Origin of the sequence: Methylobacterium sp. C25 (assembly GCF_021352225.1) — a bacterium.
Lineage (GTDB): Bacteria > Pseudomonadota > Alphaproteobacteria > Rhizobiales > Beijerinckiaceae > Methylobacterium.
This window is the reverse complement of record NZ_JAAUVI010000001.1, coordinates 267,657-293,334: the sequence shown is the minus strand read 5'-3', so window position 1 is coordinate 293,334 and position 25,678 is coordinate 267,657. Positions and strand designations below refer to the sequence as shown.

The following is a 25,678-nucleotide window of genomic DNA, read 5'->3' as shown; positions in this document are numbered from 1 at the left end:
AATACAGGTGGGGCCGCGAACCGGCAAGGCTCGGGCCCAAACGATCACAGCCAAGACCCTGGCCTGCCCAAGGCAAATCCGGGCGCTGAAGGACAGGCAGAGTGATCAATCCACGATTGGGCTCGATTTCATCGTGCGCGGGCGCGGCACGGGTCGAATTGAGATTTCCGCCGCCGAGTTCCGGAACCACGGTGGACAGGCGCCTTGCTGCTAGCGGTTACGCGATGATATCCGGATGGATCTGGTCCTCCAGATGGCTTATCCGATCGCGAAGAAACAGCTTCCGCTTTTTCAGCCGCTGGATCTGCAACTGGTCGCTGACGATGCCGACCTTCAAGGCCTCGATCGCTGCATCAAGGTCGCGGTGCTCCTCCTTCAGGCGCCCCAGCTCCGATCCGAGATCGGTTTCCGCATCGCCGGTGTCGTTGGCTCCCATCATGGTCCGCAAAACTCGATCACGCTTTCAAGAAACCATGCGCCAAGGTCCGGTTCCGGGCAAGGCGGCAAAGCTTGGTCGACCGGCGATCCACGCCGATATCGTCGTCGCGGCGAGAGGATTTTTTGCGCCTGAGACATGCCGACACAGATGCGGAAAACCAGCAGCAATTCGATGACGAAATCGAGAGCTTGACCGCCGAATCGCTTCGACAGCCGGCTCATCGTGTGTCAGTCTGGATGAGTCGGTAACGATGACAGGAGAGACGCCTCATGTCCTTGGACACGCATTTGAGCCAGCTCGCCCGGAAGCATGATGCCCTGGAGCGGGAACTTCACGACGCGATGCAGTCGCCGTCGAGCAACGACCTGCTGATCGCGGAGCTCAAGCGCAAGAAACTTCACCTCAAGGACGAGATGAATCGCCTCCGGGACGAGAGCGATACCCTCCACTGACCCGGTCGGCCGGTTGGTCCCGGCCGCTCTATCCAAGCCTGACGAGTTCGCCGCCGCTCCGGATCTCCGGCGCGGCGGTTGTTTTTTGGGCATCGCTCACCTGTTTCGTGAAAGGATGCGGCAAAGCCGGCGCCGACCGGTGCAAGAACGCCGAGGAACGCCATGACAGCCGCTGCGACCGCCGCCTACGCCCCCGTGCATGCGGCTTCGATCGCGGACCCCGAGACCTTCTGGCTGGATGCCGCCAAGGCGCTCGATTGGGACCGCTCGCCCAGCCGTGCGTTCGACCCGAAGGCCGGCGTCTATGGCCGCTGGTTCCCGGACGCCCGGCTGAATGCATGCTTCAACGCCGTCGACCGGCATGTCGAGCGCGGACACGGCGAGCAGGCAGCGATCCTCTACGACTCGCCCGTTACCGGCACGAAGCGCCGGATCAGCTTTGTTGAGCTGCGCGAGGAGGTAGCAACGCTAGCGGCGGTTCTCGCCGGTTTCGGCGTAGGCAAGGGCGACCGCGTTGTGATCTACATGCCAATGGTGCCCGAGGCACTCGTAGGCATGCTGGCCTGCGCCCGTCTCGGCGCCATTCACTCGGTGGTATTCGGAGGCTTTGCCGCCAACGAGCTTGCCGCACGCATCGAAGACGCGACGCCGAAAATGATCCTGGCCGCCTCCTGTGGCATAGAGCCGACCCGGGTGGTCGCCTACAAGCCGCTGCTCGATGCCGCCGTCGCGCGCTCCGCGCACAAGCCGGAGGCCTGCCTCGTCCTGCAGCGGCCGCAGGCGAAGGCCGATCTCATCGAGGGGCGTGACCATGATTGGGCGGCAATGGTCGCCGCGGCGAAGAAGGCTGGGCATCGGGCCGATCCCATCGCGATGGCCGCGACCGATCCCCTCTACATTCTCTACACCTCGGGTACGACCGGAAAACCGAAGGGTGTGGTGCGCGATACCGGCGGCTACTGCGTCGCGCTCGCCTGGTCGATGGCCAACCTCTACGGGGTGAAGTCCGGCGAGGTCTATTTCTGCGCCTCCGACATCGGGTGGGTCGTTGGGCATTCCTACATCGTCTATGGGCCGCTCCTGCACGGCTGCACGACGATCCTCTACGAGGGCAAGCCGGTGGGCACGCCGGATGCGGGCGCCTTCTGGCGCGTCGTCTCCGAATATGGCGCCTGCACGCTCTTCACGGCACCGACGGCGCTCCGGGCCATCAAGAAGGAAGACCCGCGCGCCGAGAAGCTCGCCGAATACGATCTCTCCGGCTTCCGCGCGCTCTTCCTCGCTGGGGAGCGGGCCGACCCGGATTCCGTCGCCTGGGCCGAAAAGGCGCTCGGCAAGCCGGTGATCGACCATTGGTGGCAAACCGAAACCGGCTGGGCCATCGCCGGCAATCCGCTCGGTATCGAGCGGCTTCCAGTGAAGCATGGCTCCACCGCCGTGCCGATGCCGGGCTACGACCTCCACATCCTCGACGAGGCCGGAAAGCCGGTACCGGACGGCGCCATGGGCACGATCGCGCTCAAGCTGCCGCTGCCGCCGAGTTGCCTGCCGACCCTGTGGGGCTCGGATGAGCGAATGCGCGCCAGCTACCTGCAGACCTTTGCCGGCTATTACGACACCTCTGATGCCGGCATCCGCGATGCGGATGGCTATGTCACCGTGCTGGGTCGGACCGACGACATCATCAACGTTGCTGGCCACCGGCTCTCCACGGGCGGCATGGAGGCGGTGCTCGCCTCGCATCCGGACGTCGCCGAATGCGCCGTGATCGGCATCCGCGATGCTGTGAAGGGCGAGGCGCCCTGCGGCTTCGTGGTGCTCAAGTCTGGCGTCGCGAAGGAACCTGCAGACATCGAAAAGGAGCTCATTGCCCGGGTCCGTGACGAGATCGGCCCGGTTGCCGCCTTCAAGCTCGCGCTCACCGTCGGCCGACTGCCAAAGACCCGATCCGGAAAAATCCTGCGAGCGACCATGAAGGCCATCGCCGACGGCCAGAGCTACACGACGCCGCCGACCATCGAAGACCCGGCGGTGCTTGAGGAAATCGGTGAGAGCCTCAAGACGCGGGGCATCGGCATCTAGTCTGAAGCCCGGGCTCACGCACGGCTAAGGCGAATGTCGATCTCCCAATCGACGTAGCGCCACTCCGGGGTCGCGCGCAGCTGCGCCACCATCGTTTCGAAGGCATCCGCCTGTGCAGGTGCGTATTCGAACCAGGTAAGGAAATCGAAGGGGCCGCCGAGGTCGCGAGCGTGATGGAGGCGCCGCGAAACCTCGGGCAGCACCGTCATCCCGATGCCGATATGTTGCGACTGCTCTTCGAAGACGGCGCGGCGCTCGTCCTGGGTCAGCGCCCACCACGCCGCATTCTTTCGAATCGGGATCAGTGCGGCACGTACGGCCTCCGATCGGTTGAGGCCCTGCTGCTGCGAGGCCAGCGCATCCGCCTCCCGCCGGTTGGTATAGCGGATGTTGCTGGTCACGCCCCGCAGGATCCAGGCGCAGTCGTCATGAGCCTGCCGGTCGACGTCTTCGATGACCGTGAGGCGCGTGGCCGCCGGCAGGCTATCGCCGATCACGGGCTTCACGGTCTCGATCCGCCAGAGGCCGGATTTGCCGGCTACGAAGGCAACGGGAAGCGGCGAGGTCATGAGAAGCTCATCTGAATTGTCCCCGCAGGCCTTCGCTAGCTTCGTGCCGGGCGTTACGTTGGGTCCATCGTGAAGCGCCGTCGTCGACCGTGCGGCCTATTCCCGGAGACCCGATGTCGCCACGCCTGTTCACGCCGCTCCGCCTCGGTGATCTCGATCTCGACAACCGCATCCTGATTGCGCCGATGTGCCAGTACTCGGCGACGGCCGGTGAGGCCTCCGACTGGCACATGATGCATCTCGGCCAGCTCGCCATGTCGGGTGCCGGGCTGCTGACACTGGAGGCCACCGCGGTGTCGCCCGAGGCGCGCATCACCGATTGGGATCTCGGGCTTTACTCGGACGGCTGCGAGCGTGCGCTCGCCCGCGTTCTCGACGCGATCCGCGAGTATTCGCCCATCCCCAGCTGCATCCAGATTGCCCATGCAGGCCGAAAGGCATCGAGCGAAAGACCCTGGGCCGGCGGCGCACAGATCTCTCCCGAAAGTCCGCATGGCTGGCGCACCGAGGCTCCCTCGCCGATCCCACATGGCGAAGGCGAGGTGGCGCCGCATGCCCTCACGGCCTCTGATCTCAAAAAAATCCGCGATGACTTCGTCGCTACGACCAAGCGCGCCATGCGGTTGGGCATCGACGCGGTCGAGGTCCACGGCGCCCACGGCTACCTGCTGCACCAGTTCCTCTCGCCGCTATCGAACCAGCGAACGGACGAATACGGAGGCAGCCTGCAGAACCGCATGCGCTTCCCCCTCGAAATCTTCGACGCGGTGCGCGAGGTCGTCCCGAGCGGCAAGCCCGTCTGGTTGCGCGTCTCGGCAACCGACTGGGTCGAGGATGGATGGAGCCTCGACGAAACCGTCGCGTTCGCTCAAGCGCTGAAAGCAAGCGGCGCAGCGGCGATCCATGTCTCCAGCGGTGGCCTATCGAACCAGCAGAAGATCGCGCTGGGGCCAGGCTATCAGGTGCCGTTCGCCGAGCGGATCAAAGCCGAGACCGGACTGACCACGATCGCCGTCGGCCTCATCACCGAGCCCCGCCAGGCCGAAGACATTCTCGCAGAGGGCAAAGCGGATGCGGTCTCGCTCGCGCGCGCCATGCTCTACGATCCGCGCTGGCCCTGGCACGCCGCTGGCGCCCTCGGCGCCGAGGTTCGCGCGCCGAAGCAGTACTGGCGGTGCCAGCCGCGCGAACTCAAGCACCTCTTCAAGGACACGCAGTTTGGCCAGCGCTGATGGAAATGGAGTGGTCCCCGAGGACGTCGTCGCCTTCACAGTCGAACGCGTACGCATCGACGAAGAGGATGGCCTGTGCCTGATCTCCGGCGCCGATGACGAGGCGGAGCCTGCCGGTTATTTCATCATCCAGATCGATGCCGTTGGCGCGAGCCTGGAGTTCCTGGGCGAAGAGCTGAGCCAACGCGACGGCGTACAGGCGCTTGCCGTCGGCGACCATCGGCTCGACTTTACGCTGGACGCTGCCAGCACCATTGGTGCGCAGATGCCGAAAGTACGGATCACGTCTCGCGAGGCAATCGGGCCCGCAGTGAAAGCAGCGCTGAAGACGGCTTTCGGGGATCGCGTCCGGGAAATCTGATGTACCCTCCTCCGCCCTCGCGCGCTCCGCTCGCAAGAACGGGGGTTAGCGTGGCATCGCTCCGACCAGGGGGCCGAGTGGGCGGCTGAGGTCAGAGCGGCCGAGACCCGGCGCGTAGAGGCTCGAGACGGAGCCGTCGAGAAAGAGCGCGTTTCGGCAGCCGAGGTCGTCCTTGAACAGTCTGGCGAAGGCGCCGAAGCTGACCGGACGCTCCGAGATCGCGAAGATCGCCGTACGGCCGTCATCGCGCACACCCACACCATTGCGCACCTTCTGGCTCGGACCATCTTCCGAGATTTTCGGGTGGATCTTACCGTCGATCACCAGCATTGGGCCGGATTGCGTGGCAAAGTCGGGCTTCAGCTTCGCCTTGAGGTAGCGTCCCGTGTCCAGCACGCCGGCGCGATCGCCCTTAACGTAGAAGATGCCGTTGGGCTTCAAGTGAAAGTTGCCTGGCCCGTTGGCGGTGGACACGCGCTTCAGCTCGCGTCCTTCCTCGATATAGAGCCCGACCGGAGCCTGGTCCTTGTCGTACATTCCGGCATTCATGGCGAAGCTCAGTGACGGCCCCTGCCGTCTCGCCAAGCCCGACAGCGATGCGTAGGGAGCGCCATCGGCGCCGAGCCAGAACAGGCGAACTCGCTCGCGCCTCAGATCCAAGACACAGACCGTATAGGTCTCGTTCTCCGAAACAGTCGCGCGGCACGGCCCTTTGGCGGAGGTGGCGGCGCCAGACGTGGCCGTGGCGTTCCCTTCCTCGCGCGCCGACGCGGGCACGGTTGTCAGTGCGCAGAGGCCGATCGCCAGTCCGGCAAGACGTGAGCGCATCCCTGAATCCCGCTTCTGGCCCCTGCGGGGCTCGACCGGACGTAGCCACGCTTTCCTCGCCGCAAAACGCGGCCATTTTCAAGGCCGTCATGCACTCGTCTGCAACCGAGGGCGACCGCACCTGCAATCGGGACCGCATGCCGCATGAACCGTTTCCACTGGTTGTACGTTTGATGGGCTGGTGGGGGAGGAACTCCTCGGAGATGACATCATGAAACGGGTAATTCTGGCATCGGCCCTGGTGGCGGGCGCCCTCGCAGCCCTACCGGCAACGGCTGAAGCGCGGGGTTTCGGCGGCTTCCATGGCGGCGGTTTTCACGGCGGTGGGTTCCATGGTGGCGGCTTCGGCGGCTTCCGTGGTGGTGGTTTCCGCGGCGCGGGCTTCGGCGGCGGGTTCCGGCCAGGTTGGGGCGGCGGCTACCGCGGCTATGGCTGGCGCAATCGCGGCTGGGGCTATGGCGGTCTGGGCCTCGGCCTCGGCCTCGGCCTTGCCGCAGGTGGGCTCTACGGAGGCTATTACGGCTACGGTTATCCCTACGGATACTCGAATGTCGGCTATGATGGTTACGGGTATGGCTACGGCGGCTGCTATTCCGTGCCGCGCGTGCGCTGGACGCCTTACGGCTATCGCCGCGTCTTCGTGCAGCGCTGCTACTGAGCCGTTCCGCGGCATTCGCGAAGGCGGGAAGAAGGGGCCGCGAGAGCGGCCCCTTCTTCTTGTTTGGGTCAGCAATATCGTGAGCGGCGCGTACGTTTGCGGCGCTCGCCGCGACTGGGCAGACGTCACAATGCGTGAAGCAGGCGCAGCAACCCGAACAGCAAGACTGTGCCGCCAAGGAAGCGCCGCCAGGGATTGACCCCGCGCAAGACCTCGTCGGCGGCCCACCAAGTGAGACTTGCCATCGAGGCGATCTGCAAGCTCCCGTTCAGCCAGGGCGGAGCGGCCCAGGCAGATGCTTCCATGATCCACGTGACCGCCGCAGCTCCGGCGAAGATCCAGAGCGGGAGGTTCGGCCACTGAGCGATCACGATGGCGCCCGTCGCGCGATCACGGAAGAACCAGTTCAGAACTCTCATGTGTCCGGATTGACCGTGTCCAGCTGCTGACGGGCTGTGGCGATGTCGCAGAAACGCAACCGCGGCTGATGGGGAGCGACATGTCTCCCGACTGAGGCGAGGGAGTGGCCCATGACATCTCCGAGATGCTCGGTCCGCCCATCCGTCGCTCCTCCCCATCACGGGTGGCTCGCCGACGGGCGGTTTGTCGCCGGAAGGCGTCTAGCGCGGTGAACTCATCGGCGCCTGGCGGTCCGCGTCGGCTGGCGGCTTGCCTTTGGCGTTGAGATATCCGTTGTCCTGCAGCCAGATCATCAGCAGCAAAGCTGCCACGAGGCTGGCGACCTGCATCAGTGACCCGAGGTGCCGGCGCCAGAGCAGCATCGCCAGGAGAGTGCCAGCCAGGATGATACCGAGAACGGGGACCATCGCGGGATTCTGCCACGTCCCCCGTCGCGATGCATCCCGCCAGCGCCGGGAGCAGCTCGATTCGTCACGGTTAACGGAGCAGGTGCCGAATACTTTCATTTGCTGGGTATGAAAAATTTTCGCGGCTGATCCGTAGAAAACACCCGAATAGAATCATTGCCGAACACTGAATTGCGTGACAGAAGCCCTGGTCATACCGGGACGCGGCACAAGCCGGTCCTGAGGACCAACGCCGATGACTGCCCCTCTCTCTGACGAACTTGCCGGTGCCCTGATCAGCGCGCCGGTTGCCACGATCCGTGCACGCGCTGCGGCGGATGCTCGCTTCCTGCGAGCGCTCGCGCGCACGGCCCTGGCCGACGGCCTTCCCCGGCCCGAGCTTCGGGCCCTTAACGCCCGCAACGCTGCTCGGCGCGTACTCGACCACGCGCGCCGCATGTCGTCGGTCATTCCCGCCGCGGCCGATGGTGTCCGGCCCGCCGAAATGGCGGACTGATCGGCCGCTCTCTCTCGGTCGCCAGCTCCTCCGCGAGGGGCGTCGAGGTATCGGGCAAAACCTGGACAGCTTGGGCTGGACAAGCGGCACCGAACTCCTTAAACGGCCCGAGCTACGCCGACCGGCCGACGATGATTTCATCGAAGCCGGTGCCCGACGGTGGGTTTCGAGAGCCGAATGCGCTCTCGGCGGTGGGGGATAGTTTAACGGTAGAACAGTGGACTCTGACTCCTCTAGTCGAGGTTCGAATCCTCGTCCCCCAGCCAATCTCTCGACCTCTCTATCTCACATCTAAACTGAAGCCCGATCGGGGAGCGCGTCGCGACAGCTCGCGATCTGATCCTTCGCTGCCCTTGTAGGGAAGGCAAGCCTGACCTCATCCGGATTTGAGGGAGCCGCCGCAGGCGGGCGCGGCGACCCGAGCGCGCGCGCCCGCTTCGGTCAAAACACAGCGTGGGCGACGGACGCCGGTCGGAGGTGCCCATCGGACGCACCGGACGTCAGCCAGCGGCTACAGGCTCCGGCTGGTCTTTCCCGAGAGCAGCCAGGTCCGTGCACGCACGAGAAGGGCAGGACGGACGCGGGTGACGTCCTCGTCATCCAAGAGCGGCGAAGTCGCGAGAGCAGAGAGATAAGCGGTTTCGCTGTCGCGGCACTCGCGGATCGCGGATTCTGCGGCCAGCGCCCTGCCGGACAGGGCGGCGCGCAGTCTGTAAGCGTCGGAGAGGCAGGCGCGCCAAGCGTCATGGCGGTCACTCACGCTGCTCTCGGCCAGCGCGGGAGCCGCCGTCGCGAGCGCGCCGGCGAGGATGACGAGGCGGGCAATCGTGCCGACCGAGACCATCGGGACCTCCGGGCCTCCACCGAACCTCTTGAGAGGCGCGCTGGACGTGAACGGAGCGCATTCGCCGGATTGGCGAAACGCTCCGGTAACCCTTGCGTCGGAAGTGTTAAACGTCTGCAACGACCAGTGTGGTGGAGAGTCCCGTTTCGGGAAAGCGTGCTGGGCTGAGGGCCAAGCCCTCAGCGGTTGGCGGTGGTCACCGGCGAGACGGCCACACCGAGGCCGACCCAGGCCACTGCATCCTGGCTCTCGCGCTTGATGTAGGTGTAGCCGGTCTGGCGCCAGGGCAGAACGACGCTGGTCTTGTTGTCGAGGATGAGGTCGCCGCGGTCGGTGATCAGGGTGAGCACAGCGTGGCCCTCGCCCTTCTCGTCGATGACCACGGTCATGCGCATGGCGCGGCGGGGCAGGCCGGCCTCAACGAGCATCGAGCGCTTGCGCAGCTGGAAGTCCTCGCAATCACCCTGGCCGTCCTCGGCGAGGTCCCAGCGGTCGGCAACATTCCAGTGATCCTGGTCGGTCACGGCGTGGATCGCCTTGTTCACGCGGCGGTTCACCGTGTTGATGGTCTGCCAGATCGTCGGGGTGAGGGCGATCGAAGCTGCCTCGCCGCGGTTGACGGCGCACTCGTTCGGGTAGCGCTCGCAGAATTCGGTCCAAGCGGCGATCGGGCGAGCCGAGCCGGTGATGGAAGCGGCGAGCCCGGAGGCCGGCAGCGAGGCGAGTGTCTGAGCCTGAGCCTGGGGGCCAGACGCCACCGACACCATCGCGGCGAAGGCCGCAACGAGACCACGAACCGAAGCCTTGATCCGCATGGAAACGCCGGTACGCATGGCTTCGGAGAACCTCGTTAATCTTCTGTTAACGAACGTCTCACAGGTGCCGGGCGGCCGCAATCATTCGGTTAAAGGTCGGTTAACGGGGCTGTTGAGACCCGTTAACGGCCGGCTGGGTTCGCCGGCGCGACGAGGCGGACCAGGGTGGTCTCGGCGCGTAAACGCTCGATCGTCTTGGCGGCCGCGTCTCCGGCCTCCGTGATCCGCAGCCGATAGATGCCACCGGGCAGCGGACCCTCGATGATGGCAGCATGGGCATCGCGCAACAGGGTTTCGATCCGCTCGGCCGTTGCCGTGGGTGTGAAGGCGATCAAAACCGTGATGCCCTGCGACGTCGCCGGCGCGGGAGCGGAGGCGGTCTCGTAGCCGGCGGGTTGGTTGCCGAGATAGGCCCTGGTCAGCAGCCCGGCCTGCACCGCGATCACCAAGGCCGCGAACGCGCCGGACCAGGCGAGCGAGCGCGGCGAGAGACCGGCGAGCCAGCCGCGCCAGCGCGGAGCGAGACCCTCGGCGGGCCTGCGGCCCTCGGCCTCGATCCGCGCGAACAGCTTGTCGCGCGCGGCTCTCGATGGTGCGCCGAGGCCCTGGTTCAGTGCGACGGTCTCGGCCCGCTCCTCGCGGGCGATGTCGAGATGGCGGGCGCGCTCCGGGTCGGCGCGGAGCGCCGCCTCGACCGTTTCCGCCTCCTCGGGAGAGAGCCGCTCCACCGTGTGCCAGGGCAGCAGCAGGTCGATCTCGTCGGGATCCTTGCTGGGGTCGCGTGCGGTCATGGCCAGCCCCGGTCGATGCCCATGGCAGTCAGCTGCTCCGAGAGCCGCTTCCGTGCATGAAAGAGCCGCGTCTTCACCGTGCCGGCGGGGACGCCGGTGATCTCGGCGACCTCCTCGACGCTGCGCTCGTGATAATAAACGAGATCGATCACCTCGCGGTGCTCCGTGGACAGAACCGCGAGGCATCGGCGGATCACTTCCGCCTTGCCGACCTTCTGCAGCAGGATCTCGGGCGTGTCGGCCTCGTCCTCGATCGCCTCGGCGAATTCGGGTTCGAGCGCCGCGTGCTGGCGTTTGCGCAGGTGTGAGAGTGCCTTGAACCGGGCGATGCCCAGCATCCAGGTCGTGACGCTGGAGCGGCCCTCGAACCGGGCAGCCTGCTGCCAGACATCGAAGAACACGTCGCTCATCAGATCCTCTGCTTGCGTGGCGTCCCGAACGAGGCGCACGAGGAACCGGTACACGCGGGTGGAATGCCGCGCGTAGAGGCTCTGCATCGCGAGCGCATTGCCGCCCGCGATCCGCATCACCAGCGCCTCGTCGGAGGCGTTCGTCATGCGGCCGGGCTGCTCATGGGTCGCGCGAAGCGAGGGGCCGGTTCAATCGGGATGCAAAAAACGCCGGCAGACACGCTCATCGATCGGCTGCGCCATCCTTAGTCGACGCCGAGGCAGGGCTCGGCTCCGTCGACGGCGCTACCGCGGTGCGGGGGGCGTCATCCATGGCTGGCTCGACCTTGCTGGGCTCGGGCGTTGCGGGCGGTTCGGCCTTCGCGGTGTCGTGGGGAGGGCCCATTTCGATCCGTGCTGCGCCGAGCGGCGGCTTCGCATCCATCGCCACCGGAGCCTCGAAGTGGACGCCGACGGCCTCGAGCGCATCGCGCGCGTCGGCCGAGCCTGCGCCGTAATCGGGGTCGCGGCCTGCCGAGCCGAGGTCACGCGCGCTCCTCGTCAGCGCCTCACGCAAGGTCGCGAGAGTCAGCGCGGGCTTCGCCTCGAGCATCATCGCCGCGATGCCGGCGACCTGGGGGGCGGCCATCGAGGTGCCGGTGAGGAAGCCGTAGGCGCCGCCTGGCGCGGCCACGAACACGTCGACGCCCGGCGCCGCGACCGAGACGTGCGGCCCACGATTGGCAGCCGGATAGAGCTTATCCTGCGCGTCGGTGGCGGTGACGGCGATGACGTTCGGATCGGCCGCCGGATAGAGCGGCGGCGAATCCGGCCCGGCATTTCCGACGGCCGCGATATAGACGAAGCCCTTCTCCGAACCGGCGGCGAGGAACTGGGACAGCTTGGCATCCGCGGGCCCGGCGAAGCTCATGTTGACGACGCGGGCCTGTGCGCTCGCGGCGTGGTCGACGGCGCGCAGCACGTGAATGGTGGTTCCCTGAGCGCCCGGTTTCTTCGCCTGGGCGCCGACGAAGGCCCGGATCGCGACGAGGCGCGCCTCGGGCGCGGCGCTGGCGAGTTGCGCCCGCGCTCCCAGGATGCCGGCGACGGCGGTGCCGTGCGGATCGGCCCCGTCGGTCGGCATCGCGGCCTTGGTGAGCGCGTCCCAGCTCTCGGCCATCGCTCCGGCTAGCGCCGGATGGCCGCTGTCGACGCCGGAATCGATCAGCGCGATCGAGACGCCTCGGCCCGTTGCTGCGCGGTGCGCCTCGTCGAGATGCAGCTTGCTCACGACCCATTGCGCGCTGGCGAAGGGGAGGGCCGCTGGGGCGTCGGCGACGAGGGCATAGGCGTGGTTCGGCTGTGCCGAGGCGACCTGAGGATCGGCTTGCAGGGCTCGCACCACCGAGGCCACCGAACGGCCGTCGCGGATACGGAGCCGGTGCAGAGTCAATGGCACCAGTGTGAAGCTCTCGCTCGCGATGGTTTCGAGGCGCTGCTGGCGGCCGAGCCGCGCCAGGGTATTGGCCGGCGCGCCGGATTTCAGCTCGATCAGGACCTCGCCGGGTACGGTGCCGGGTTCGTCGGCCTGTGCCACTGCGACGGGGCGCTGCGCAGCCGGAAGGATTGGCGCGGGCGGCCGCTGCGGTGGCACTTTGCCGGCCACGCGAGGCGGAGTTGGCCGAGACGGCGTCGGATGCGCGGGCTTGGCGACCCGCATCGGCGGTTCGGCCGGCCGTGGTGGATTCCGCATGGTCGTCGGCGGACGGTGCCGTGGCGGCTTCTCGACGACGCGCTTCGGCCGTTCAGGGATTGGGTATTGCCGCTGCGGCGGTTCGGCCGTGCGTCTCGGGCGGCGCGGAGGGGGAGGCTGGTCGACCTCCTCGACCTCCTCCACTTCGTCGCGCGTACGGCCACGGCCCATTGACCCGACCACGCCTCCGAGAATGGCACCGCCTATGCCCAGGCCCATGCCACCGGCGCCATATCCGCCGCCATAGCCACGGCCGCCATATCCGCCGCCGGTGATGCCCCGGTACTGAGCAAAGGCGGGGAGTGGGGCCAGCAACAGAAAGGCGCAGGCGGCAGCCCACACCATCGACCGGCTCGCTCGTGCGCGATCCGCCATGGCAGACACTTCCCCGATCCTTCCCGACCTCGGCGCCTCGACTCGCCTCGATTGAACATCTGCGCGAGGCGCTCACTTTGTCCGAATGACCAACCCGCGTCCATGCGGGCTTCGATCTTGCGAACACTCGTATGCCGCTGGTCGAAACATGCAGATCGGGCGAGACGCCGAAAACGCCCCGCCCGTCATCTTCGCCGGGTTCGTGAGAGGATTCACTCGCAGACGCGGACCCGGCGGTAGTAAATATTGCCATCTTCGTCGAAGGCACGGCGGCGCTCGATGGCGCAATCCTCGCTGTCCGCATTGGCGGCGCTCGCCGCGATCGCTCCGAGGGCGAAGCCGCCGGCAATGGCTGCAGCGCCGTAGCCCGGGAAGGACTTGGGGCCTGGCTTGCAGGTTCCGAACTTCCAGCACGGCAGATGGAATGCGCTGGCCGAGGTCGGAGCGCCGATGCCGGCGCCGATCATCGAGGCGGAGACGGCGACGAGAACGATCTTGCGAGCGCGAGGAGCTGAGATAGCGGAGAGCAGCGACATGGCCTGTTTCCCTGAAGAGGCCGGCCCGCCCATCGCGGTCCGGATATGGCTGTGTCGTGCCTGACCCGCCGCCGGTTCATCGAACCTCGAAACTTTTTTTGTCGGCCCGACGCTTCATCCGATGTCGAAAGCTCGCGTTGAGAGGAACGCGTCGCCGCACGCCTTTTTTTGTTGGCCGATGAACCATTCGCGCCGCCGCCACGACCCATCGCCATCGCCCGACCGGATCATCCGTCGAGGGCCATGGAGATGCAGCGATGGCTCGGCCACTCATCACCTTCCCGAAAGTCCGCTGGGGCATCCCGCTGGTGCTGCCGCATGTGCTCCTGAGCATCGGACTGCTCGTCTTCGCCGCCATCAGCGAGCGGCCCGCCCCACACGTGATGGTGTTGGACGGACCGGACATCGCCTCGGTCCCCGGCGCCTCCATCGTCGGCCTGTCACACGCCGTCCGTAGGGGCTGATGACCTGATCGCTCTAGGGGGCTCCTGTGCTTGGGCTTGGGCCGTGGCATGCTCGGCGCAAGGCGCAGGCAAGAGTTGCTGCGCGTGACGGAGAGCCAGGATGAGCGAAGATCAAGCCGGGTCGGCAGGCCAGCCCGTCGATCGCGGGCCGCCCGTGATCCGCACCGTTGCCATGCCGGCCGATACCAACCCGGCCGGCGACATCTTCGGCGGCTGGCTGATGGCCCAGATGGACCTCGCGGCCGGCAACGTCGCCGCGCGGCGCTCGCGGGGCCGCTGCGCCACCATCGCGGCGGAGGCGATGACCTTCCATCACCCGGTCTTCGTGGGTGACGAGGTCAGCCTTTATGCCTGGATCGTCTCGGTGGGGCGGACGTCGCTCAAGATCCAGGTCGAGGTCTGGCGGCGGGAGCGCGAAAGCGAAGAGACGATGAAGGTCACGCAGGCGCTCTTCACCTTCGTCGCGATCGGGTCGGATCGCCGCCCGAGGCCGGTGCCACCAGAGGGGGGCTAGCGCATCCGCACCGAGCTCAGCTGTCGGCGCTCGGCATGCTGGTGGAGGAAGGCCGCCATCTCGGAGAGTTCGGGCGCCTTCGAGCGGAAGGTGATCGAGAGCGCGAGCAGCGTGTCGGCATGGTCGAGGCCGGGATAGATCCGCTCCTGTACTCCGACGCGCATGTCGCGCAGCCGCGCCGCGAGGTTCCTGGTGTTGGCTGGGCGGACCGTCTTGTCGGCGTCGCCGGTGGCCAGGAACGTCGGCGGCGAGTTCGGGCCGGCGAAATTGATGGGCTGGGTCGCCCTCGGGTCGGGCGCCTGCCCGAACACGTCGATCGAGGTGCTCTGGTCGAAGGGGAAGAAATCGTAGGGGCCGGAGAGGCCGGCGACGGCGCGGATGCTGCGCGGCTCGACGCCGGCGCGACGCAGATAGGTCGGGTCCAAAGCGAGCATCACGGCGTTGTAGGCGCCGGCCGAATGGCCCGCGAGGACGATCTTCTTCGGGTCGCCGCCATAGGCCGCGATGTGGTCGCGGGCCCAGGCGATGGCCCGCGCGCCGTCGTCGAGGAAATCGGGGAAGCGCACCTGCGGGTAGAGCCGGTAATCCGGCAGCACCGTCACGAAGCCCTGCGCGGCCAAAGCCTGCGCGACGAAAGCATAATCTTCTTTCGATCCACTCTTCCAGGAGCCTCCGTAGAAGAAAACCAGCACCGGGGCATTCCTGACGTCACCGACGGGCGTGAACACGTCGAGGCGCTGGCGCGGGTCCTCACCGTAGGCGGCGTCCTTCAGCGAGAGGCGGGCGCCGGCATCGCGCGGGCCGAGGGCATCGAACAGGGCAAGGGGCGAGCAGCCGGACAGGCCGAGCGCGGAGAGCAGGAGGCAGCCGAACGAGAGCGCTGCGACGAGGACCCGGATCATGCGTCTCCAAGGGATTGGCTTGCGAGCGCAATTGAGGGGGCAGACGGGGCGGTTTCAAGGCCGCCGCGAAACGCGGCCGACGCCGTGCGCACTCCGGCGATGTTCCCGGTGAGCACGCGCATCATGTTTTGAGCACGATGCAGGCGCCCCCCGCCTTGCGGATGTGCCCGCACAGGATTTCGCCCGCCGCGCGCGTCTCGGCCGGGATGCGGATCCGGTAGAAGGCGCGCGTCCCGCGGGAGCGCAGGCGCGTGCCGATGATCATTGGGCGCACCGAGCCGATCACCCCGGCATAGCGGGAGCGTGTCCGCGAAAAACTCGCCAGCGCCAGGGATTTCGAAAAGTTGCCGGCGAGCTGGATGCCCCAGGGCGCCGTCACGCCGCCCTCGACCGGCAGGGCGAAGCGGTCGCCGCGCGAGGGGATGCGCAGGAGGGCGGTGACCTGGAGGCAGGTCTGAGCCGGTTCGGCCTCGACCTCCTTCGCGGCCTCGCCGGCCGTGTCCTGCGGCTTCGCATCGGACTTGGCGGCCTCCGCCGCCTTCGGGGCGCCTTCCAGCGGGGCCATCTCGACACCTGAAGGGCGCCAATCCTCGGCCGGGTGGCCGGTCAAGGCGATGACGTAGGCGCGGGTCTCCGCGGGCAGGCCGCCCTTCCCGGCGAGCCAGGACGAGACCCGGCCGGCCCCTCCGTTATAGGCGGCGGCGGCGAGGCCGAGATTTCCGAACTGGCTGCGCAGATCGGCCAGGAGATGCGCTGCGTGCGGGATGGCCTGCTCCGGATCGAACGGGTCGAGCAGGCCCCGCTCCTTGGCCGTGCCCGGCATGAACTGCGCCACGCCCTGCGCGCCGACGGGGCTGACCGCATTCACGCGAAAGGCGCTCTCGCGGAAGATCAGACGGGTCAGGAAAGGCACCGGGATGGAGCGAGCCCGCGCCGAACCCTCGATCAGCCGGCAGAGGGCCTGGGTGACGGTCTCGCCGTCGCCCTGGGCACGGGCAGCCCCCGACGTCATCGCGATCGCCGCGGCAACAGCAAGACAAAGGATCGTTCGCACGCGCACCCGGTCAGCCCCGCCCGCTTCTCAGGCTCTGCTAGCAGGATCGGGCCGGACAATCACGGCGGGCGCGCCCGCGGGCCGCTCTTCGCCCTGGGGCATGGGAGCGCTATAACCCGGCGGCGAGGCCTGCCGCCCGGTGGCGCCGATCGCATTCGCCGACACTGTTGAGCGCTCGTGTCCGAACCGCTTCTCTCCGTCCAAGATCTCTCGGTCGCGTTCCGCTCGTCGGAGGGCGAAACCCTGGCCGTCGATCGCGTGAGCTTTACCATCGCGTCGGGCGAGACGCTGGCGCTGGTCGGTGAATCCGGGTCCGGCAAATCGGTGACGGCGCTCTCGATCCTGCGGCTGCTCGATGGCGCGGCGCATCATCCGGGCGGGCGCATCGTCTTCAAGGGCCGCGACCTGCTGACGCTGCCCGAGCGCGACCTGCGCAAGGTGCGCGGCGCCGACATCACCATGGTCTTCCAAGAGCCGATGACTTCGCTGAACCCGCTGCACACGATCCAGCGGCAGATCGGCGAGGTGCTCCAGCTCCATCGCGGTCTCACGGGCAAGAAGGCGCGGGCGCGCATTCTGGAGCTGCTCGACCTCGTCGGCATCCGCGATGCCGAGCGCCGGCTCGGCGCCTATCCGCACGAATTGTCCGGCGGCCAGCGCCAGCGCGTGATGATCGCCATGGCCCTCGCCTGCGAGCCGGACCTGCTGGTCGCCGACGAGCCAACCACGGCGCTCGACGTCACCGTGCAGGCGCAGATCCTGACCCTGCTCGCCGACCTGCAGAAGCGGCTCGGCATGGCGATGCTGTTCATCACCCACGATCTCGGCATCGTCCGGCGCATCGCGAATTCGGTCTGCGTAATGCTGCGCGGGCGGATCGTCGAGGCCGGCCCGGTGGCGGAGGTGTTCGACCGGCCCCAGCACGAATACACCCAGCGCCTTCTCGCCTCCGAGCCGACCGGCCGCGCCAATCCCGTCGCCGAACGGGCGGTACGGCTGGTCGAGGCCGGGCCGATCAAGGTCTGGTTCCCGATCAAGCAGGGCCTGCTCCGGCGCACCACCGACTACGTGAAGGCGGTGGACGGCGTGAGCCTCGCCGTGCGCCAGGGCGAGACCATCGGCGTCGTCGGCGAATCCGGCTCCGGCAAGACCACGCTCGGCCTCGCGCTTCTGCGCCTCACGGCCTCCGAAGGGCCGATCGTCTTCCTCGGCAAGCCGATCGAGGCCCTGTCCGTGGGCGCCATGCGGCCGCTGCGGCGGGACATGCAGGTGGTCTTCCAGGACCCCTACGGCTCGCTGTCGCCGCGCATGTCGGTGGCCGATATCGTCGCCGAAGGGCTCGTGGTGCAGGGGCAGGCGAAGTCGCGCGCCGAGCGCCGCACCATCGTGGCGAAGGCGCTGAGCGATGTCGGGCTCGATCCGGCGGCGATGGACCGTTACCCGCACGAATTCTCCGGCGGCCAGCGGCAGCGCATCGCCATCGCCCGTGCCATCGTGCTGAACCCGCGCTTCGTCGTGCTAGACGAGCCGACCTCGGCCCTCGACCGTTCGGTCCAGGCGCAGATCGTGACGCTGCTGCGCGACCTGCAGCGCGAGCGCGGCCTCGCCTACCTGTTCATCAGTCACGACCTGAAGGTGGTGCGCGCGCTCGCGAACTACGTGCTGGTCATGCAGAACGGCCGCGTGGTCGAGGAGGGGCCGGCCTCCGAGATCTTCGCCCGGCCGAAGACAGAGTACACCCGCACCCTGTTCGCGGCCGCCTTCGACATGGAGGCCGAGACCGTGGATGACGGAGCCACGCCGGTCGCCGACGCCGTTCCGGCCTGAGCTGCCATGGCCCGCGCGCTCCTGATCGTTCTCGATTCCGTCGGTATCGGCGGCGGCCCGGATGCCGCCCGCTACGGCGACGCGGGTGCCGATACGGTCGGCCACATCGCCGAAGCCTGTGAGCGCGGGCAGGGCGACCGTGACGGCCTGCGCTCAGGCCCGCTGCGTCTTCCCAACCTGACCGCCCTCGGCCTCGGCCTCGCCGCCGAGGGCGCCACGGGCCGCGTACCGCCGGGGCTGGAACCCGTCGGCGCGGTCGAGGGCGCTTACGGCCATGCCGTGGAGACGGCGGCCGGCAAGGACACGCCCTCGGGCCACTGGGAGATCGCCGGGCTGCCGATGCTCGAGGATTGGGGGCATTTTCCCGATACGCAGCCGGCTTTTCCCGCCGAGCTGGTCTCGGCTCTCGTCGAGGAGGCCGGATTGCCGGGGATCCTCGGTGACAGCCATGCCTCGGGCATCACGATCATCGAACGGTTCGGCGCCGAGCATGTCCGGACGGGCAAGCCGATCTGCTACACCTCTGCGGACAGTGTGTTCCAGATCGCCGCGCACGAGGAGAGCTTCGGACTCGACCGGCTCTACGAGGTCTGCCGCATCGCGCGCACCCTTTGCGACCACTGGCGTGTCGGCCGGGTGATCGCGCGGCCGTTCGTCGGTTCTGAATCCGAAGGCTTTCGTCGCACGAAGAACCGCAAGGATTTCTCGGTCGCGCCACCGGGCGACACCTTGCTCGACCGGCTGACGGCCGCCGGCCGCGACGTGGTGACCGTCGGCAAGATCGGCGACATCTTCGCCCATCGCGGCACCGGCCGCGAGGTGAAGACGGCCGGCAACGCGGCCGGGGTCGATGTGGCGCTCGCCGCGCTCGCGACCCTCGGCGATGGCGGCTTCGTCTTCGTGAACCTCGTGGATTTCGACACCGAGCACGGCCACCGCCGAGACGTGCCCGGCTACGCTGCCGAGCTCGAAGCTTTCGATGCCCGCCTCCCGGAGATCCGGGCGGCTTTGCGGTCGGGCGATCTCTGCGTGATTACCGCCGACCACGGCAACGACCCGACCTGGCACGGCACCGAGCATACCCGGGAACAGGTACCGATCCTGGCCTTCGGGCCGGAGGTCGCGACCGGGCCGATCGGCCGCCGCGACACCTTTGCCGATATCGGCGCGACGGTGGCGCGGCATCTCGGCATCGCTTGGAGCGGCGCGGGTCGATCCTGGTAATCAGAGCAGACCTAGTGGTCAAAATCTGACGCTTGGCACCCACTCGCGACGTCCGCAGAGTGTGGAATCGTGCCGGTCCGCTTTCCGGACAAGAGGCCGGCAAAGCAGTCATCCGATGCCGCCGCCTCGGTTCGAACGCGTAGAGTGCTTGCTGCGACCACCACCAGCATCGACGCCACGATCAGCTAAGCAGCGCGAGCGCGAGACCGGCGAAGCTCGAAAGGACAAACACGAGCGGCAGCGCGACCGCCATCGTCCAAACCCGAGCGCCCCGCGGCGTAGGGCACGATCGGAGCCCAAGCGGCCGTGGCCAAGCCTGCGATCACGAACGCCAGGCGACTTGCTGCCAGCTCGGCTGAACCAGCAGTCAAGCGGTCCGGGCTCGAAGAGGAGGTGATCGCCGAGAGCCACGCAGGTGACGCGGCTGTACGGTCTCGGAAGCCCATGGATCGTGCTTCACACGCATGCCGCCGCGGACAGTGTCAGCGACCGCCGGCAGGCGCACGAGCTGGGCGAGAATTTGTATAGCTGAAGGGTTTTCAAGATTCTTGGGAATAATTTTATCGCTAAGCTGCGTGACAATCCGCACGTGCTGCGAGATTCGACGATCTATATGCAGTCGTGATCGCGCAGTAGTCGGAGAGCACACCGCGTATGGATAGAGAAGATAATTCTTCTGGATGGAAAGTGCCATTTGAACTTCGTTGGCGCATCGCAATCTTGGCGGCATTGGCCATTGTGCTGTCTCAAAGCAACAAGGCGAATACCCATAAAGCGGAAACGCCCGTAACCGTGACGGACGCATCGCCTGTCGTCGGCAAGCAGGGATGGGGTATGGCGGGAATGTTACCGGGCGTGTCGCCGATCACACTCGGTCGAACGCTCTATCGATCCTCCAATATGCAAGCATCGCCTGCCGGCTGACACCTGTCGGGGATCCACGGCGCTCTCGGACGCAACTGGTTCGAGAGCGCTTTTCTATGACTTCAGATGCGCTTTTCGAGGAGTGTATGAGTTCAACTGCGGACTATTCGTTTCCAGCGAGTTCGACCTCGCGCATTCCGCTTGCCGTGATCTTGGCAGGGCTCGCTGGCTGCACCGACTCGATAGGTTTCCTAGAGTTCTCGCAGCTCTTCGTCTCATTCATGTCTGGGAATACGACCCGTTTCGGCGTCTCCATGGCCCTCATGGAATGGTCGAGCGCCGCGCGGGTCGCGAGCGTTATCGCGCTCTTCTGCTTCGGAGCTTTCCTCGGGACGCTGATCGCCGCAGGGGTTGGGCGCTGGCGATTGCCGATCCTCCTTGGATTGCAGGCCATTATCATGTCGTTTGGTCTGCTGTTGCCCGTGGGCACAGACGCGTTGCCGCTGAGCGCCTATCCGATCGTGCTCGCGCTTGGGATGCAGAACGCTACGCTTCAGGACGAAGGCGGCCGCAGCATCGCATTGACCTATGTCACCGGAGCCGTGGTTCGGTTTGGCACAGGACTGGCCAATCTTCTTTTGCACCGGCCAGCTGCGTCGTTCTGGATCCAGGCGCCTCTCTGGGCCGCGCTGAGCGTCGGAGCCGTCATCGGCGGCATTCTCCAGGTACATTTTGGTGAGATGGCTTTTCTCTTCCCGATCGCTCTCGCACTCGGACTTTCGATCATCGGCGCCTTCCTTGTCGTCGCCTACCCGAACAGCCCGCTTATCGCTGGTGTCTCGCCCACTCCGGATGCTCCTCCGGACACGCGACCGGTCTTCCGGGTCGCCTAGGATCAGCGTGTGCGGTCGTTTTGGCCCATCAGACAGCGGCGAAGACCGCTGTCCTTACACGAAGCTTGCATCTCCTCAATCAGTTTTTAATCCATAGTATTCAATATAAAATGCATCAAATCCTGAAAAGACTACTGCAAAATCACCGCATATGCATAGGTAAATATTTTTAATCCTGACTCTACCGTGCGATCTGGCACTCATCGACGGATTATCATTCTATATATTCTACGAACCGCAATAGAAACGAACCCACGACCTGGGTCGCATCACCCCTAGGAGCACAATCATCATCATGAGAACGCGAATCGCCGTTGCCGTTTCCTTCCTTATGCTTGGCTCCGTAGCTCCGCTCTCTTCCGCGATGGCATCTCTCGATCCTGGCCGTGCCGAGCGCGTTGCGCCGGCCCCCTCCTATGAGCACTACCGTGCGCAGCCGCTCGGTGCTCACGACCACCCACGCTTCACCGGCTGCCCGATGTCCTCGGCGAGCGAGGGCAATGCCAACCAGCAGAATTTCCCGGTCAAGCAATACGGTCAGACCTCAGGCGGCAACCTCTGCTGATTTCGAGAAGGCGTGCACAGTATGGTTCTCAAGCTCATCACCTACGCGACGGCGGTCGTCTTCGGCCTCGGTCTTGCAACGACAGTCATCAGCTCGGTCGGCGTTCTGTGGGGTGCCTAGTGGCGAAACCATTTTGGCTTTGCGTCGCATGCCGCGCCCGAAGCCCTGTCGGCCAATGACAGGTGGGCGCAGTGATCGGACCGCGGCGCCATCGAGGCGCTTCGGCCAAGCCAATGCCCGTTTTCGGGAACCGCACGGCCCCGAATGTATGACGCGGTTGGGTCGAGAGCAGCCGAAGTCAGCGGGAGCGCTGACGCTCCACCCGTCCCGGGAGTGGAGCAGTGCTACCGAAGCCGTGGTTTTCGAGACTGCATGAGCCGCGGCCGATGCACCCGACGGAGCGCGGCACGCTACCTGTCGGACCTTGCGATCGCCTCCGGCGTGATCGGTGTGAAGAAGTTGACCAGGTTGCCGTCGGGATCACGGAAGAGCAGCGAGCGATTGCCCCACGGCATCGTCGTCGGCTCCTGGACGACCGAATTCGGCAATCCGGCCAATGCGCGATGGCTCTCGTCGACGTCTGCGACCCGGAACTCGATGATCACGGATTGGTTCGCGGCGGGACGCGCGATGTCCCTTCCGAACAACGCGAGCGGCCGCGTGGTCGAGAACGCCAACTTGCAGGAAGGGGTGGCGATCTCTGCGAAATCGTCGGTGTACCAGGTGGCCGCGAGGCCGGTCGCCTGCTCGTAGAAGGAGACGAGCCGTTTGATGTCGTCGGTGATGAGACGGATCGAGACGAAGTTCATGGGTTTCTCCGGGATCGCGCCCTGAGCGCGTCGCGGAGGCGTCCTATGCGGCCGGGCTGACAGATCCTGTCAGGAGCGAGGATCGCGCAGCACCGATCCCATCTCGGCGACCAACGCCGACACATCGTCCGCCTGGATGGCGTCGATGGCCTTCCGGATCCGGAAGGCCTGTGTCGGCTCGCCGGAGCGCATCACCAGCACGATCGTCTCCATGTCCGGGCAGCCCGGATCGGCGCAGGCGATCTCGTTGACCGCCACGGTATCGTCGGGGCCGAGGCCGATGGCCTCGATCACCCGGGTCTTCAGCGCGGCCCGCATCTCAGCCTGCGCTGCGCTGCGTTGCCTCTACGCTTTGAGGTTGACGAACCCCACCGGCTCAGGCCGCGCGGCGCCATTCGGGGAAAGGGTCCGGCAGGCGCCGATAGGCGCTCGGGTCGAACCGCGTCGTCCGCTCCGAGCCGATCAGGCAGGCATCGAGCGCGGCGGTGATCGCCTCCCGGTCCATGCCGGTGCCGATGAAGACGAGTTCCTGGCGGCGGTCGCCCCAGACATCGCTCCAGTTCTTCTCGAGATGGCTCTTCCAGTAGGATTCGTCGGGCCAGCGTCCGCGCGGCACGGCGGCCCACCAGAAGCCCATGGCGGAGACGCGGGCAACGGCGCCTGCCAGGGAGAACTCTCCGACCCAATCGGGCCGCGTCGCCAGCCAGAAATGGCCCTTGGCCCGGATCAGTCCCGGCCAGGTCGCATTCACGAAGGCATTGAACTTTTCCGGGTCGAACGGCCGGCGCGCCCGGTAGACGAAGCTCGACACGCCGTATTCCTCGGTCTCGGGGACGTGTTCGTGCGCGCCATAGAGCTCCTTGAACCAGAGCGGATGGCGCTGCGCCTTCTCCTCGTCGAACAGGCCGGTATCGAGGATGGCATCGAGCGGCGCACGGCCATGCGAGGTCTCGACGAGGCGCGCATCGGCATTGAGCCCGCGCACCACCGAGCGCACCAGGGCCAGCTGCTCCGCTGACACGTCCTCGACCTTGTTGATCACGACGACGTCGGCGAACTCGATCTGCTCGACGAGGAGGTCGACCAGCGTACGGGTGTCTTCCTCGCCGGTGGTCTCGCCGCGGTCCCGCAGGAAGGCGGCGGAGCCGTAGTCGCGCAGCAGGTTCACCGCATCGACGACGGTGACCATGGTGTCGAGCCGGGCGACGTCGCTGAGCGAGCGGTCGTTATCGTCGCGAAATGAGAAGGTGCTCGCTACGGGCAGCGGCTCGGCGATGCCGGTGCCTTCGATCAGCAGGTAGTCGAAGCGGCCTTCCTCCGAGAGCCGGCGGACCTCGGCGAGCAGGTCGTCGCGCAGCGTGCAGCAGATGCAGCCATTGGTCATCTCCACGAGCCGCTCATCCGTGCGGGACAGGTTCGCGTCGCCCTCGCGGACGAGGTCGGCGTCGATGTTGACCTCGCTCATGTCGTTGACGATCACCGCGACCCGCCGGCCTTCACGGTTGCCGAGCACGTGGTTCAGCAACGTGGTCTTGCCCGCGCCGAGAAAGCCCGAGAGCACGGTGACCGGGAGGCGAGTGTCGAGCGATGCCATGTTCGTCTCATCTGCAAATGTAATACTATAACATTGCTAATGTGCCGATCTGTCAACACCCATCGGCGGAAAGCGTGCACTTGTTGACGGGCGAGGCGCAAAGCGCTGGCCGTCTGCCGCGTTCATGTGCAACCTCACCCTTCCGAGCGGCTTTCCTGATCGGGCAGGCAATCGGCCAATCGAGGAGACGGTTTTCGTGCGACCCTGGCGCGAGCGGCCGGAAGACCGGCGCAGCTACCACCACGGCAACCTCAAGGAGGCGCTGATCGAGGCGGCCCGCCGCTTCATCGCCGAACGCGGCGTCGGGGGATTCACCCTGGTGGATGCCGCCCGCCTCGTCGGCGTGACGCCTGCGGCGCTCTATCGCCACTTCCGCGGCCGCGAGGCGCTGCTCGAAGAGGTGGCCGGACGCGGCTTCAAGGATCTTGCGGAGCGTCTCGCGCGGGCATTGACCGGGCGGGGCACGCCGCTCGAACGCTTCACCCGCATGGGCGAGGCCTATCTCGCCTTCGCTGAGGAAGAACCCGGCTACTACGCCGCGATCTTCGAGGTGCGCAGCGCAGCGCCGAACCCGGACCGTCCCAATCCGTTCGACCTCCTCGTCGAGGCGCTGAGGGCGACCTTTCCCGACGGATTCGGCGGCGTCGATCCGCGTTTCATCGCGCTGGAGGTCTGGGCGCTCTCGCACGGTATCGCGACGCTGGCCGCCTCCGGCCAATTGCCGAAGACCGGGCCCGACAAATACGAGCTGCTGCGTGCCGGCGTGCTCGCCCTGGTCCATGGCGCCGGAGCCGCCGAGACGAATCCGAAAGCCGGCTTCGATCCCGCCTCTTGAAACCAGATGTGCGGGTTCGCATGTGAATGTTGTTCACATTCACACCCGGAGCGATCATCCGTGAACACGACCTCTGCCTCTTCCCCCTGGTCGGGCGCCCGCGCCTGTCATGGCGGGCCATTCCCGCGCCGCTCTCTCGAGATCGGCGCCATCGTCATCGGCTTCATCTACTGGTGGCCGGCGGCGCTCGCCTATGTTGCGTGGAAGATCGCGGGCTATCCTGCGCTCGGCCAAATGCGTGAGTTCGCCCAGACCGGATCGTGGAAATTCGGCTCCGCGGGCGGCACGTCGCGGTTCGCCAAGGCCTTCGAGGCGGCGAAGGATCGCGGCGTCTACCGGTCCGGCACCGGCAATTCGGCCTTCGACGAGTACCGGAAGGCCGAACTGGAGCGTCTCGAAGCCCGCCGCCGTGCCCTCCAGGAGGAGAGCCGCGCCTTCGCCCAGTTCGTGGAGGAGCTGAAGCGGGCCAAGGACCGCGAGCAGTTCGACGCCTATATGGCGAAGAAGCGCTCCGAGGGCGGTGGCCCGACCATCGACGCCTGACCGCTCAGGCAACCGCATTCAACGAATGTCTCGCGTAGGGTCTTCCGCCAGAAATGGCGGGAGACTTTTTTGCATGTGCGAGATTCAGCGGGAATCCATGCTGCTGCGCGGTTGCCGGAGGCCGCCTTCGCCATAGTTGCGGT

32 protein-coding genes and 1 tRNA gene are annotated in these 25,678 nt (G+C 66.6%); 16 read left to right on the top strand and 17 right to left on the bottom strand.

The genetic code is table 11. From position 1 onward, the window contains the following. Positions 1–217: 217 nt before the first annotated feature. Positions 218–436, bottom strand: coding sequence for a YdcH family protein (locus tag HCU64_RS01345; protein ID WP_233382867.1), 219 nt, complete (start codon positions 434–436; stop codon positions 218–220). Continuing rightward, the gene (locus tag HCU64_RS01340; RefSeq protein WP_233381997.1) at positions 436–660 is read right to left on the bottom strand and encodes a hypothetical protein; all 225 of its coding nucleotides are present in this window, start codon (positions 658–660) and stop codon (positions 436–438) included. Before HCU64_RS01340 ends, HCU64_RS01345 begins: the two co-directional genes overlap by 1 nt. A 48-nt stretch (positions 661–708) precedes the next feature. Here HCU64_RS01340 and HCU64_RS01335 point away from each other — a divergent pair, with 48 nt between their 5' ends. Then, positions 709–891, top strand: a complete 183-nt coding sequence (locus HCU64_RS01335; protein WP_233381996.1) for a YdcH family protein — start codon at positions 709–711, stop codon at positions 889–891. Positions 892–1,053: 162 nt separating this feature from the next. After that, complete coding sequence (locus HCU64_RS01330; protein WP_233381995.1) at positions 1,054–2,973, top strand: propionyl-CoA synthetase; 1,920 nt, start codon at positions 1,054–1,056, stop codon at positions 2,971–2,973. Positions 2,974–2,987: 14 nt separating this feature from the next. On the opposite strand, the gene HCU64_RS01325 is transcribed toward HCU64_RS01330, so the two are convergent. Then, the gene (locus tag HCU64_RS01325) at positions 2,988–3,542 is read right to left on the bottom strand and encodes a chlorite dismutase family protein (RefSeq protein ID WP_233381994.1); all 555 of its coding nucleotides are present in this window, start codon (positions 3,540–3,542) and stop codon (positions 2,988–2,990) included. 113 nt (positions 3,543–3,655) lie between these two features. Here HCU64_RS01325 and HCU64_RS01320 point away from each other — a divergent pair, with 113 nt between their 5' ends. Then, positions 3,656–4,774 (top strand): NADH:flavin oxidoreductase/NADH oxidase, encoded by a 1,119-nt coding sequence (locus HCU64_RS01320; RefSeq protein WP_233381993.1) that lies wholly within the window; start codon positions 3,656–3,658, stop codon positions 4,772–4,774. After that, positions 4,761–5,135, top strand: a complete 375-nt coding sequence (locus HCU64_RS01315) for a hypothetical protein (RefSeq protein WP_233381992.1) — start codon at positions 4,761–4,763, stop codon at positions 5,133–5,135. The genes HCU64_RS01320 and HCU64_RS01315 overlap by 14 nt, the downstream gene beginning before the upstream one ends. A gap of 45 nt (positions 5,136–5,180) precedes the next feature. On the opposite strand, the gene HCU64_RS01310 is transcribed toward HCU64_RS01315, so the two are convergent. Further along, positions 5,181–5,963: a phosphodiester glycosidase family protein gene (locus HCU64_RS01310; RefSeq protein ID WP_233381991.1), complete on the bottom strand. Its 783-nt coding sequence runs from the start codon at positions 5,961–5,963 to the stop codon at positions 5,181–5,183. Between the two features lie 211 nt (positions 5,964–6,174). Here HCU64_RS01310 and HCU64_RS01305 point away from each other — a divergent pair, with 211 nt between their 5' ends. Beyond that, positions 6,175–6,621, top strand: coding sequence for a hypothetical protein (locus HCU64_RS01305; protein WP_233381990.1), 447 nt, complete (start codon positions 6,175–6,177; stop codon positions 6,619–6,621). Between the two features lie 125 nt (positions 6,622–6,746). Here the strand turns inward: HCU64_RS01305 and HCU64_RS01300 are convergent, their stop codons facing one another. Together HCU64_RS01300 and HCU64_RS01295 are read right to left on the bottom strand one after the other, a co-directional pair. Continuing rightward, a complete protein-coding gene (locus tag HCU64_RS01300; protein WP_233381989.1) occupies positions 6,747–7,040 on the bottom strand; it encodes a hypothetical protein in 294 nt (97 codons plus the stop codon). 201 nt (positions 7,041–7,241) lie between these two features. Then, entirely contained in the window at positions 7,242–7,448 is a 207-nt protein-coding gene (locus HCU64_RS01295) for a hypothetical protein (protein WP_233381988.1), read from the bottom strand. Between the two features lie 235 nt (positions 7,449–7,683). Here HCU64_RS01295 and HCU64_RS01290 point away from each other — a divergent pair, with 235 nt between their 5' ends. Then, a complete protein-coding gene (locus HCU64_RS01290) occupies positions 7,684–7,944 on the top strand; it encodes a hypothetical protein (protein ID WP_233381987.1) in 261 nt (86 codons plus the stop codon). Positions 7,945–8,136: 192 nt separating this feature from the next. Further along, positions 8,137–8,210, top strand: a tRNA-Gln gene (locus tag HCU64_RS01285). Positions 8,211–8,455: 245 nt separating this feature from the next. Here HCU64_RS01285 and HCU64_RS01280 read toward each other — a convergent pair. From HCU64_RS01280 to HCU64_RS01255, 6 genes are all read right to left on the bottom strand, one after another. Beyond that, the gene (locus tag HCU64_RS01280) at positions 8,456–8,788 is read right to left on the bottom strand and encodes a hypothetical protein (RefSeq protein WP_233381986.1); all 333 of its coding nucleotides are present in this window, start codon (positions 8,786–8,788) and stop codon (positions 8,456–8,458) included. Positions 8,789–8,967: 179 nt separating this feature from the next. Next, positions 8,968–9,621 (bottom strand): transglutaminase-like cysteine peptidase, encoded by a 654-nt coding sequence (locus HCU64_RS01275; protein WP_442785885.1) that lies wholly within the window; start codon positions 9,619–9,621, stop codon positions 8,968–8,970. Between the two features lie 104 nt (positions 9,622–9,725). After that, positions 9,726–10,394, bottom strand: a complete 669-nt coding sequence (locus HCU64_RS01270) for a hypothetical protein (RefSeq protein ID WP_233381985.1) — start codon at positions 10,392–10,394, stop codon at positions 9,726–9,728. After that, a complete protein-coding gene (locus HCU64_RS01265; protein WP_233381984.1) occupies positions 10,391–10,951 on the bottom strand; it encodes a sigma-70 family RNA polymerase sigma factor in 561 nt (186 codons plus the stop codon). The genes HCU64_RS01270 and HCU64_RS01265 overlap by 4 nt, the downstream gene beginning before the upstream one ends. A gap of 76 nt (positions 10,952–11,027) precedes the next feature. Continuing rightward, on the bottom strand, positions 11,028–12,881 hold the full coding sequence (locus tag HCU64_RS01260) for a S8 family peptidase (protein WP_233381983.1): 1,854 nt from the start codon (positions 12,879–12,881) through the stop codon (positions 11,028–11,030). Positions 12,882–13,123: 242 nt separating this feature from the next. Then, a complete protein-coding gene (locus HCU64_RS01255; RefSeq protein ID WP_233381982.1) occupies positions 13,124–13,447 on the bottom strand; it encodes a hypothetical protein in 324 nt (107 codons plus the stop codon). 257 nt (positions 13,448–13,704) lie between these two features. Here HCU64_RS01255 and HCU64_RS01250 point away from each other — a divergent pair, with 257 nt between their 5' ends. Both HCU64_RS01250 and HCU64_RS01245 read left to right on the top strand, forming a co-directional pair. After that, the gene (locus HCU64_RS01250) at positions 13,705–13,911 is read left to right on the top strand and encodes a hypothetical protein (protein WP_233381981.1); all 207 of its coding nucleotides are present in this window, start codon (positions 13,705–13,707) and stop codon (positions 13,909–13,911) included. Positions 13,912–14,011: 100 nt separating this feature from the next. After that, positions 14,012–14,425: an acyl-CoA thioesterase gene (locus tag HCU64_RS01245; protein WP_233381980.1), complete on the top strand. Its 414-nt coding sequence runs from the start codon at positions 14,012–14,014 to the stop codon at positions 14,423–14,425. Here the strand turns inward: HCU64_RS01245 and HCU64_RS01240 are convergent. Continuing rightward, a complete protein-coding gene (locus HCU64_RS01240; protein ID WP_233381979.1) occupies positions 14,422–15,327 on the bottom strand; it encodes an alpha/beta hydrolase in 906 nt (301 codons plus the stop codon). The two genes, HCU64_RS01245 and HCU64_RS01240, sit on opposite strands and share 4 nt — an antisense overlap. A 121-nt stretch (positions 15,328–15,448) precedes the next feature. After that, the gene (locus HCU64_RS01235) at positions 15,449–16,339 is read right to left on the bottom strand and encodes a lytic transglycosylase domain-containing protein (protein WP_233381978.1); all 891 of its coding nucleotides are present in this window, start codon (positions 16,337–16,339) and stop codon (positions 15,449–15,451) included. Between the two features lie 219 nt (positions 16,340–16,558). Here HCU64_RS01235 and HCU64_RS01230 point away from each other — a divergent pair, with 219 nt between their 5' ends. The 5 genes from HCU64_RS01230 (at position 16,559) to HCU64_RS01210 (ending at position 21,754) form a co-directional block, all read left to right on the top strand. Continuing rightward, positions 16,559–18,208 carry an ABC transporter ATP-binding protein gene (locus HCU64_RS01230; protein WP_233381977.1) on the top strand — a complete coding sequence of 550 codons (1,650 nt, stop codon included), beginning with the start codon at positions 16,559–16,561 and terminating at the stop codon, positions 18,206–18,208. A gap of 6 nt (positions 18,209–18,214) precedes the next feature. Continuing rightward, positions 18,215–19,432: a phosphopentomutase gene (locus HCU64_RS01225; protein WP_233381976.1), complete on the top strand. Its 1,218-nt coding sequence runs from the start codon at positions 18,215–18,217 to the stop codon at positions 19,430–19,432. A gap of 654 nt (positions 19,433–20,086) precedes the next feature. Continuing rightward, positions 20,087–20,356, top strand: a complete 270-nt coding sequence (locus tag HCU64_RS01220) for a hypothetical protein (protein ID WP_233381975.1) — start codon at positions 20,087–20,089, stop codon at positions 20,354–20,356. 86 nt (positions 20,357–20,442) lie between these two features. Next, positions 20,443–21,189 (top strand): YoaK family protein, encoded by a 747-nt coding sequence (locus HCU64_RS01215; RefSeq protein WP_233382865.1) that lies wholly within the window; start codon positions 20,443–20,445, stop codon positions 21,187–21,189. Positions 21,190–21,484: 295 nt separating this feature from the next. Further along, complete coding sequence (locus HCU64_RS01210) at positions 21,485–21,754, top strand: hypothetical protein (RefSeq protein WP_233381974.1); 270 nt, start codon at positions 21,485–21,487, stop codon at positions 21,752–21,754. 410 nt (positions 21,755–22,164) lie between these two features. Here the strand turns inward: HCU64_RS01210 and HCU64_RS01205 are convergent, their stop codons facing one another. The 3 genes from HCU64_RS01205 to zigA form a co-directional block, all read right to left on the bottom strand. Beyond that, positions 22,165–22,563 carry a VOC family protein gene (locus HCU64_RS01205; RefSeq protein ID WP_233381973.1) on the bottom strand — a complete coding sequence of 133 codons (399 nt, stop codon included), beginning with the start codon at positions 22,561–22,563 and terminating at the stop codon, positions 22,165–22,167. Positions 22,564–22,632: 69 nt separating this feature from the next. Then, complete coding sequence (locus tag HCU64_RS01200; RefSeq protein WP_233381972.1) at positions 22,633–22,881, bottom strand: hypothetical protein; 249 nt, start codon at positions 22,879–22,881, stop codon at positions 22,633–22,635. A gap of 58 nt (positions 22,882–22,939) precedes the next feature. Continuing rightward, positions 22,940–24,157 carry a zinc metallochaperone GTPase ZigA gene (gene zigA / locus HCU64_RS01195; protein ID WP_233381971.1) on the bottom strand — a complete coding sequence of 406 codons (1,218 nt, stop codon included), beginning with the start codon at positions 24,155–24,157 and terminating at the stop codon, positions 22,940–22,942. Between the two features lie 196 nt (positions 24,158–24,353). Here zigA and HCU64_RS01190 point away from each other — a divergent pair, with 196 nt between their 5' ends. Continuing rightward, positions 24,354–24,992, top strand: coding sequence for a TetR/AcrR family transcriptional regulator (locus tag HCU64_RS01190; RefSeq protein ID WP_233381970.1), 639 nt, complete (start codon positions 24,354–24,356; stop codon positions 24,990–24,992). 60 nt (positions 24,993–25,052) lie between these two features. After that, positions 25,053–25,535 carry a DUF2852 domain-containing protein gene (locus HCU64_RS01185; protein ID WP_233381969.1) on the top strand — a complete coding sequence of 161 codons (483 nt, stop codon included), beginning with the start codon at positions 25,053–25,055 and terminating at the stop codon, positions 25,533–25,535. Positions 25,536–25,678 lie beyond the last annotated feature (143 nt).

Bases quoted from the DNA above. Each gene is read 5' to 3' on its own strand.
- HCU64_RS01345 (WP_233382867.1), bottom strand. From the start codon at position 436: ATGGGAGCCAACGACACCGGCGATGCGGAAACCGATCTCGGATCGGAG.
- HCU64_RS01340 (WP_233381997.1), bottom strand. From the start codon at position 660: ATGAGCCGGCTGTCGAAGCGATTCGGCGGTCAAGCTCTCGATTTCGTC.
- HCU64_RS01335 (WP_233381996.1), top strand. From the start codon at position 709: ATGTCCTTGGACACGCATTTGAGCCAGCTCGCCCGGAAGCATGATGCC.
- HCU64_RS01330 (WP_233381995.1), top strand. From the start codon at position 1,054: ATGACAGCCGCTGCGACCGCCGCCTACGCCCCCGTGCATGCGGCTTCG.
- HCU64_RS01325 (WP_233381994.1), bottom strand. From the start codon at position 3,542: ATGACCTCGCCGCTTCCCGTTGCCTTCGTAGCCGGCAAATCCGGCCTC.
- HCU64_RS01320 (WP_233381993.1), top strand. From the start codon at position 3,656: ATGTCGCCACGCCTGTTCACGCCGCTCCGCCTCGGTGATCTCGATCTC.
- HCU64_RS01310 (WP_233381991.1), bottom strand. From the start codon at position 5,963: ATGCGCTCACGTCTTGCCGGACTGGCGATCGGCCTCTGCGCACTGACA.
- HCU64_RS01305 (WP_233381990.1), top strand. From the start codon at position 6,175: ATGAAACGGGTAATTCTGGCATCGGCCCTGGTGGCGGGCGCCCTCGCA.
- HCU64_RS01300 (WP_233381989.1), bottom strand. From the start codon at position 7,040: ATGAGAGTTCTGAACTGGTTCTTCCGTGATCGCGCGACGGGCGCCATC.
- HCU64_RS01295 (WP_233381988.1), bottom strand. From the start codon at position 7,448: ATGGTCCCCGTTCTCGGTATCATCCTGGCTGGCACTCTCCTGGCGATG.
- HCU64_RS01290 (WP_233381987.1), top strand. From the start codon at position 7,684: ATGACTGCCCCTCTCTCTGACGAACTTGCCGGTGCCCTGATCAGCGCG.
- HCU64_RS01280 (WP_233381986.1), bottom strand. From the start codon at position 8,788: ATGGTCTCGGTCGGCACGATTGCCCGCCTCGTCATCCTCGCCGGCGCG.
- HCU64_RS01275 (WP_442785885.1), bottom strand. From the start codon at position 9,621: ATGCGTACCGGCGTTTCCATGCGGATCAAGGCTTCGGTTCGTGGTCTC.
- HCU64_RS01270 (WP_233381985.1), bottom strand. From the start codon at position 10,394: ATGACCGCACGCGACCCCAGCAAGGATCCCGACGAGATCGACCTGCTG.
- HCU64_RS01265 (WP_233381984.1), bottom strand. From the start codon at position 10,951: ATGACGAACGCCTCCGACGAGGCGCTGGTGATGCGGATCGCGGGCGGC.
- HCU64_RS01260 (WP_233381983.1), bottom strand. From the start codon at position 12,881: ATGGTGTGGGCTGCCGCCTGCGCCTTTCTGTTGCTGGCCCCACTCCCC.
- HCU64_RS01255 (WP_233381982.1), bottom strand. From the start codon at position 13,447: ATGTCGCTGCTCTCCGCTATCTCAGCTCCTCGCGCTCGCAAGATCGTT.
- HCU64_RS01250 (WP_233381981.1), top strand. From the start codon at position 13,705: ATGGCTCGGCCACTCATCACCTTCCCGAAAGTCCGCTGGGGCATCCCG.
- HCU64_RS01245 (WP_233381980.1), top strand. From the start codon at position 14,012: ATGAGCGAAGATCAAGCCGGGTCGGCAGGCCAGCCCGTCGATCGCGGG.
- HCU64_RS01240 (WP_233381979.1), bottom strand. From the start codon at position 15,327: ATGATCCGGGTCCTCGTCGCAGCGCTCTCGTTCGGCTGCCTCCTGCTC.
- HCU64_RS01235 (WP_233381978.1), bottom strand. From the start codon at position 16,339: ATGACGTCGGGGGCTGCCCGTGCCCAGGGCGACGGCGAGACCGTCACC.
- HCU64_RS01225 (WP_233381976.1), top strand. From the start codon at position 18,215: ATGGCCCGCGCGCTCCTGATCGTTCTCGATTCCGTCGGTATCGGCGGC.
- HCU64_RS01220 (WP_233381975.1), top strand. From the start codon at position 20,087: ATGGATAGAGAAGATAATTCTTCTGGATGGAAAGTGCCATTTGAACTT.
- HCU64_RS01215 (WP_233382865.1), top strand. From the start codon at position 20,443: ATGAGTTCAACTGCGGACTATTCGTTTCCAGCGAGTTCGACCTCGCGC.
- HCU64_RS01210 (WP_233381974.1), top strand. From the start codon at position 21,485: ATGAGAACGCGAATCGCCGTTGCCGTTTCCTTCCTTATGCTTGGCTCC.
- HCU64_RS01205 (WP_233381973.1), bottom strand. From the start codon at position 22,563: ATGAACTTCGTCTCGATCCGTCTCATCACCGACGACATCAAACGGCTC.
- HCU64_RS01200 (WP_233381972.1), bottom strand. From the start codon at position 22,881: ATGCGGGCCGCGCTGAAGACCCGGGTGATCGAGGCCATCGGCCTCGGC.
- zigA (WP_233381971.1), bottom strand. From the start codon at position 24,157: ATGGCATCGCTCGACACTCGCCTCCCGGTCACCGTGCTCTCGGGCTTT.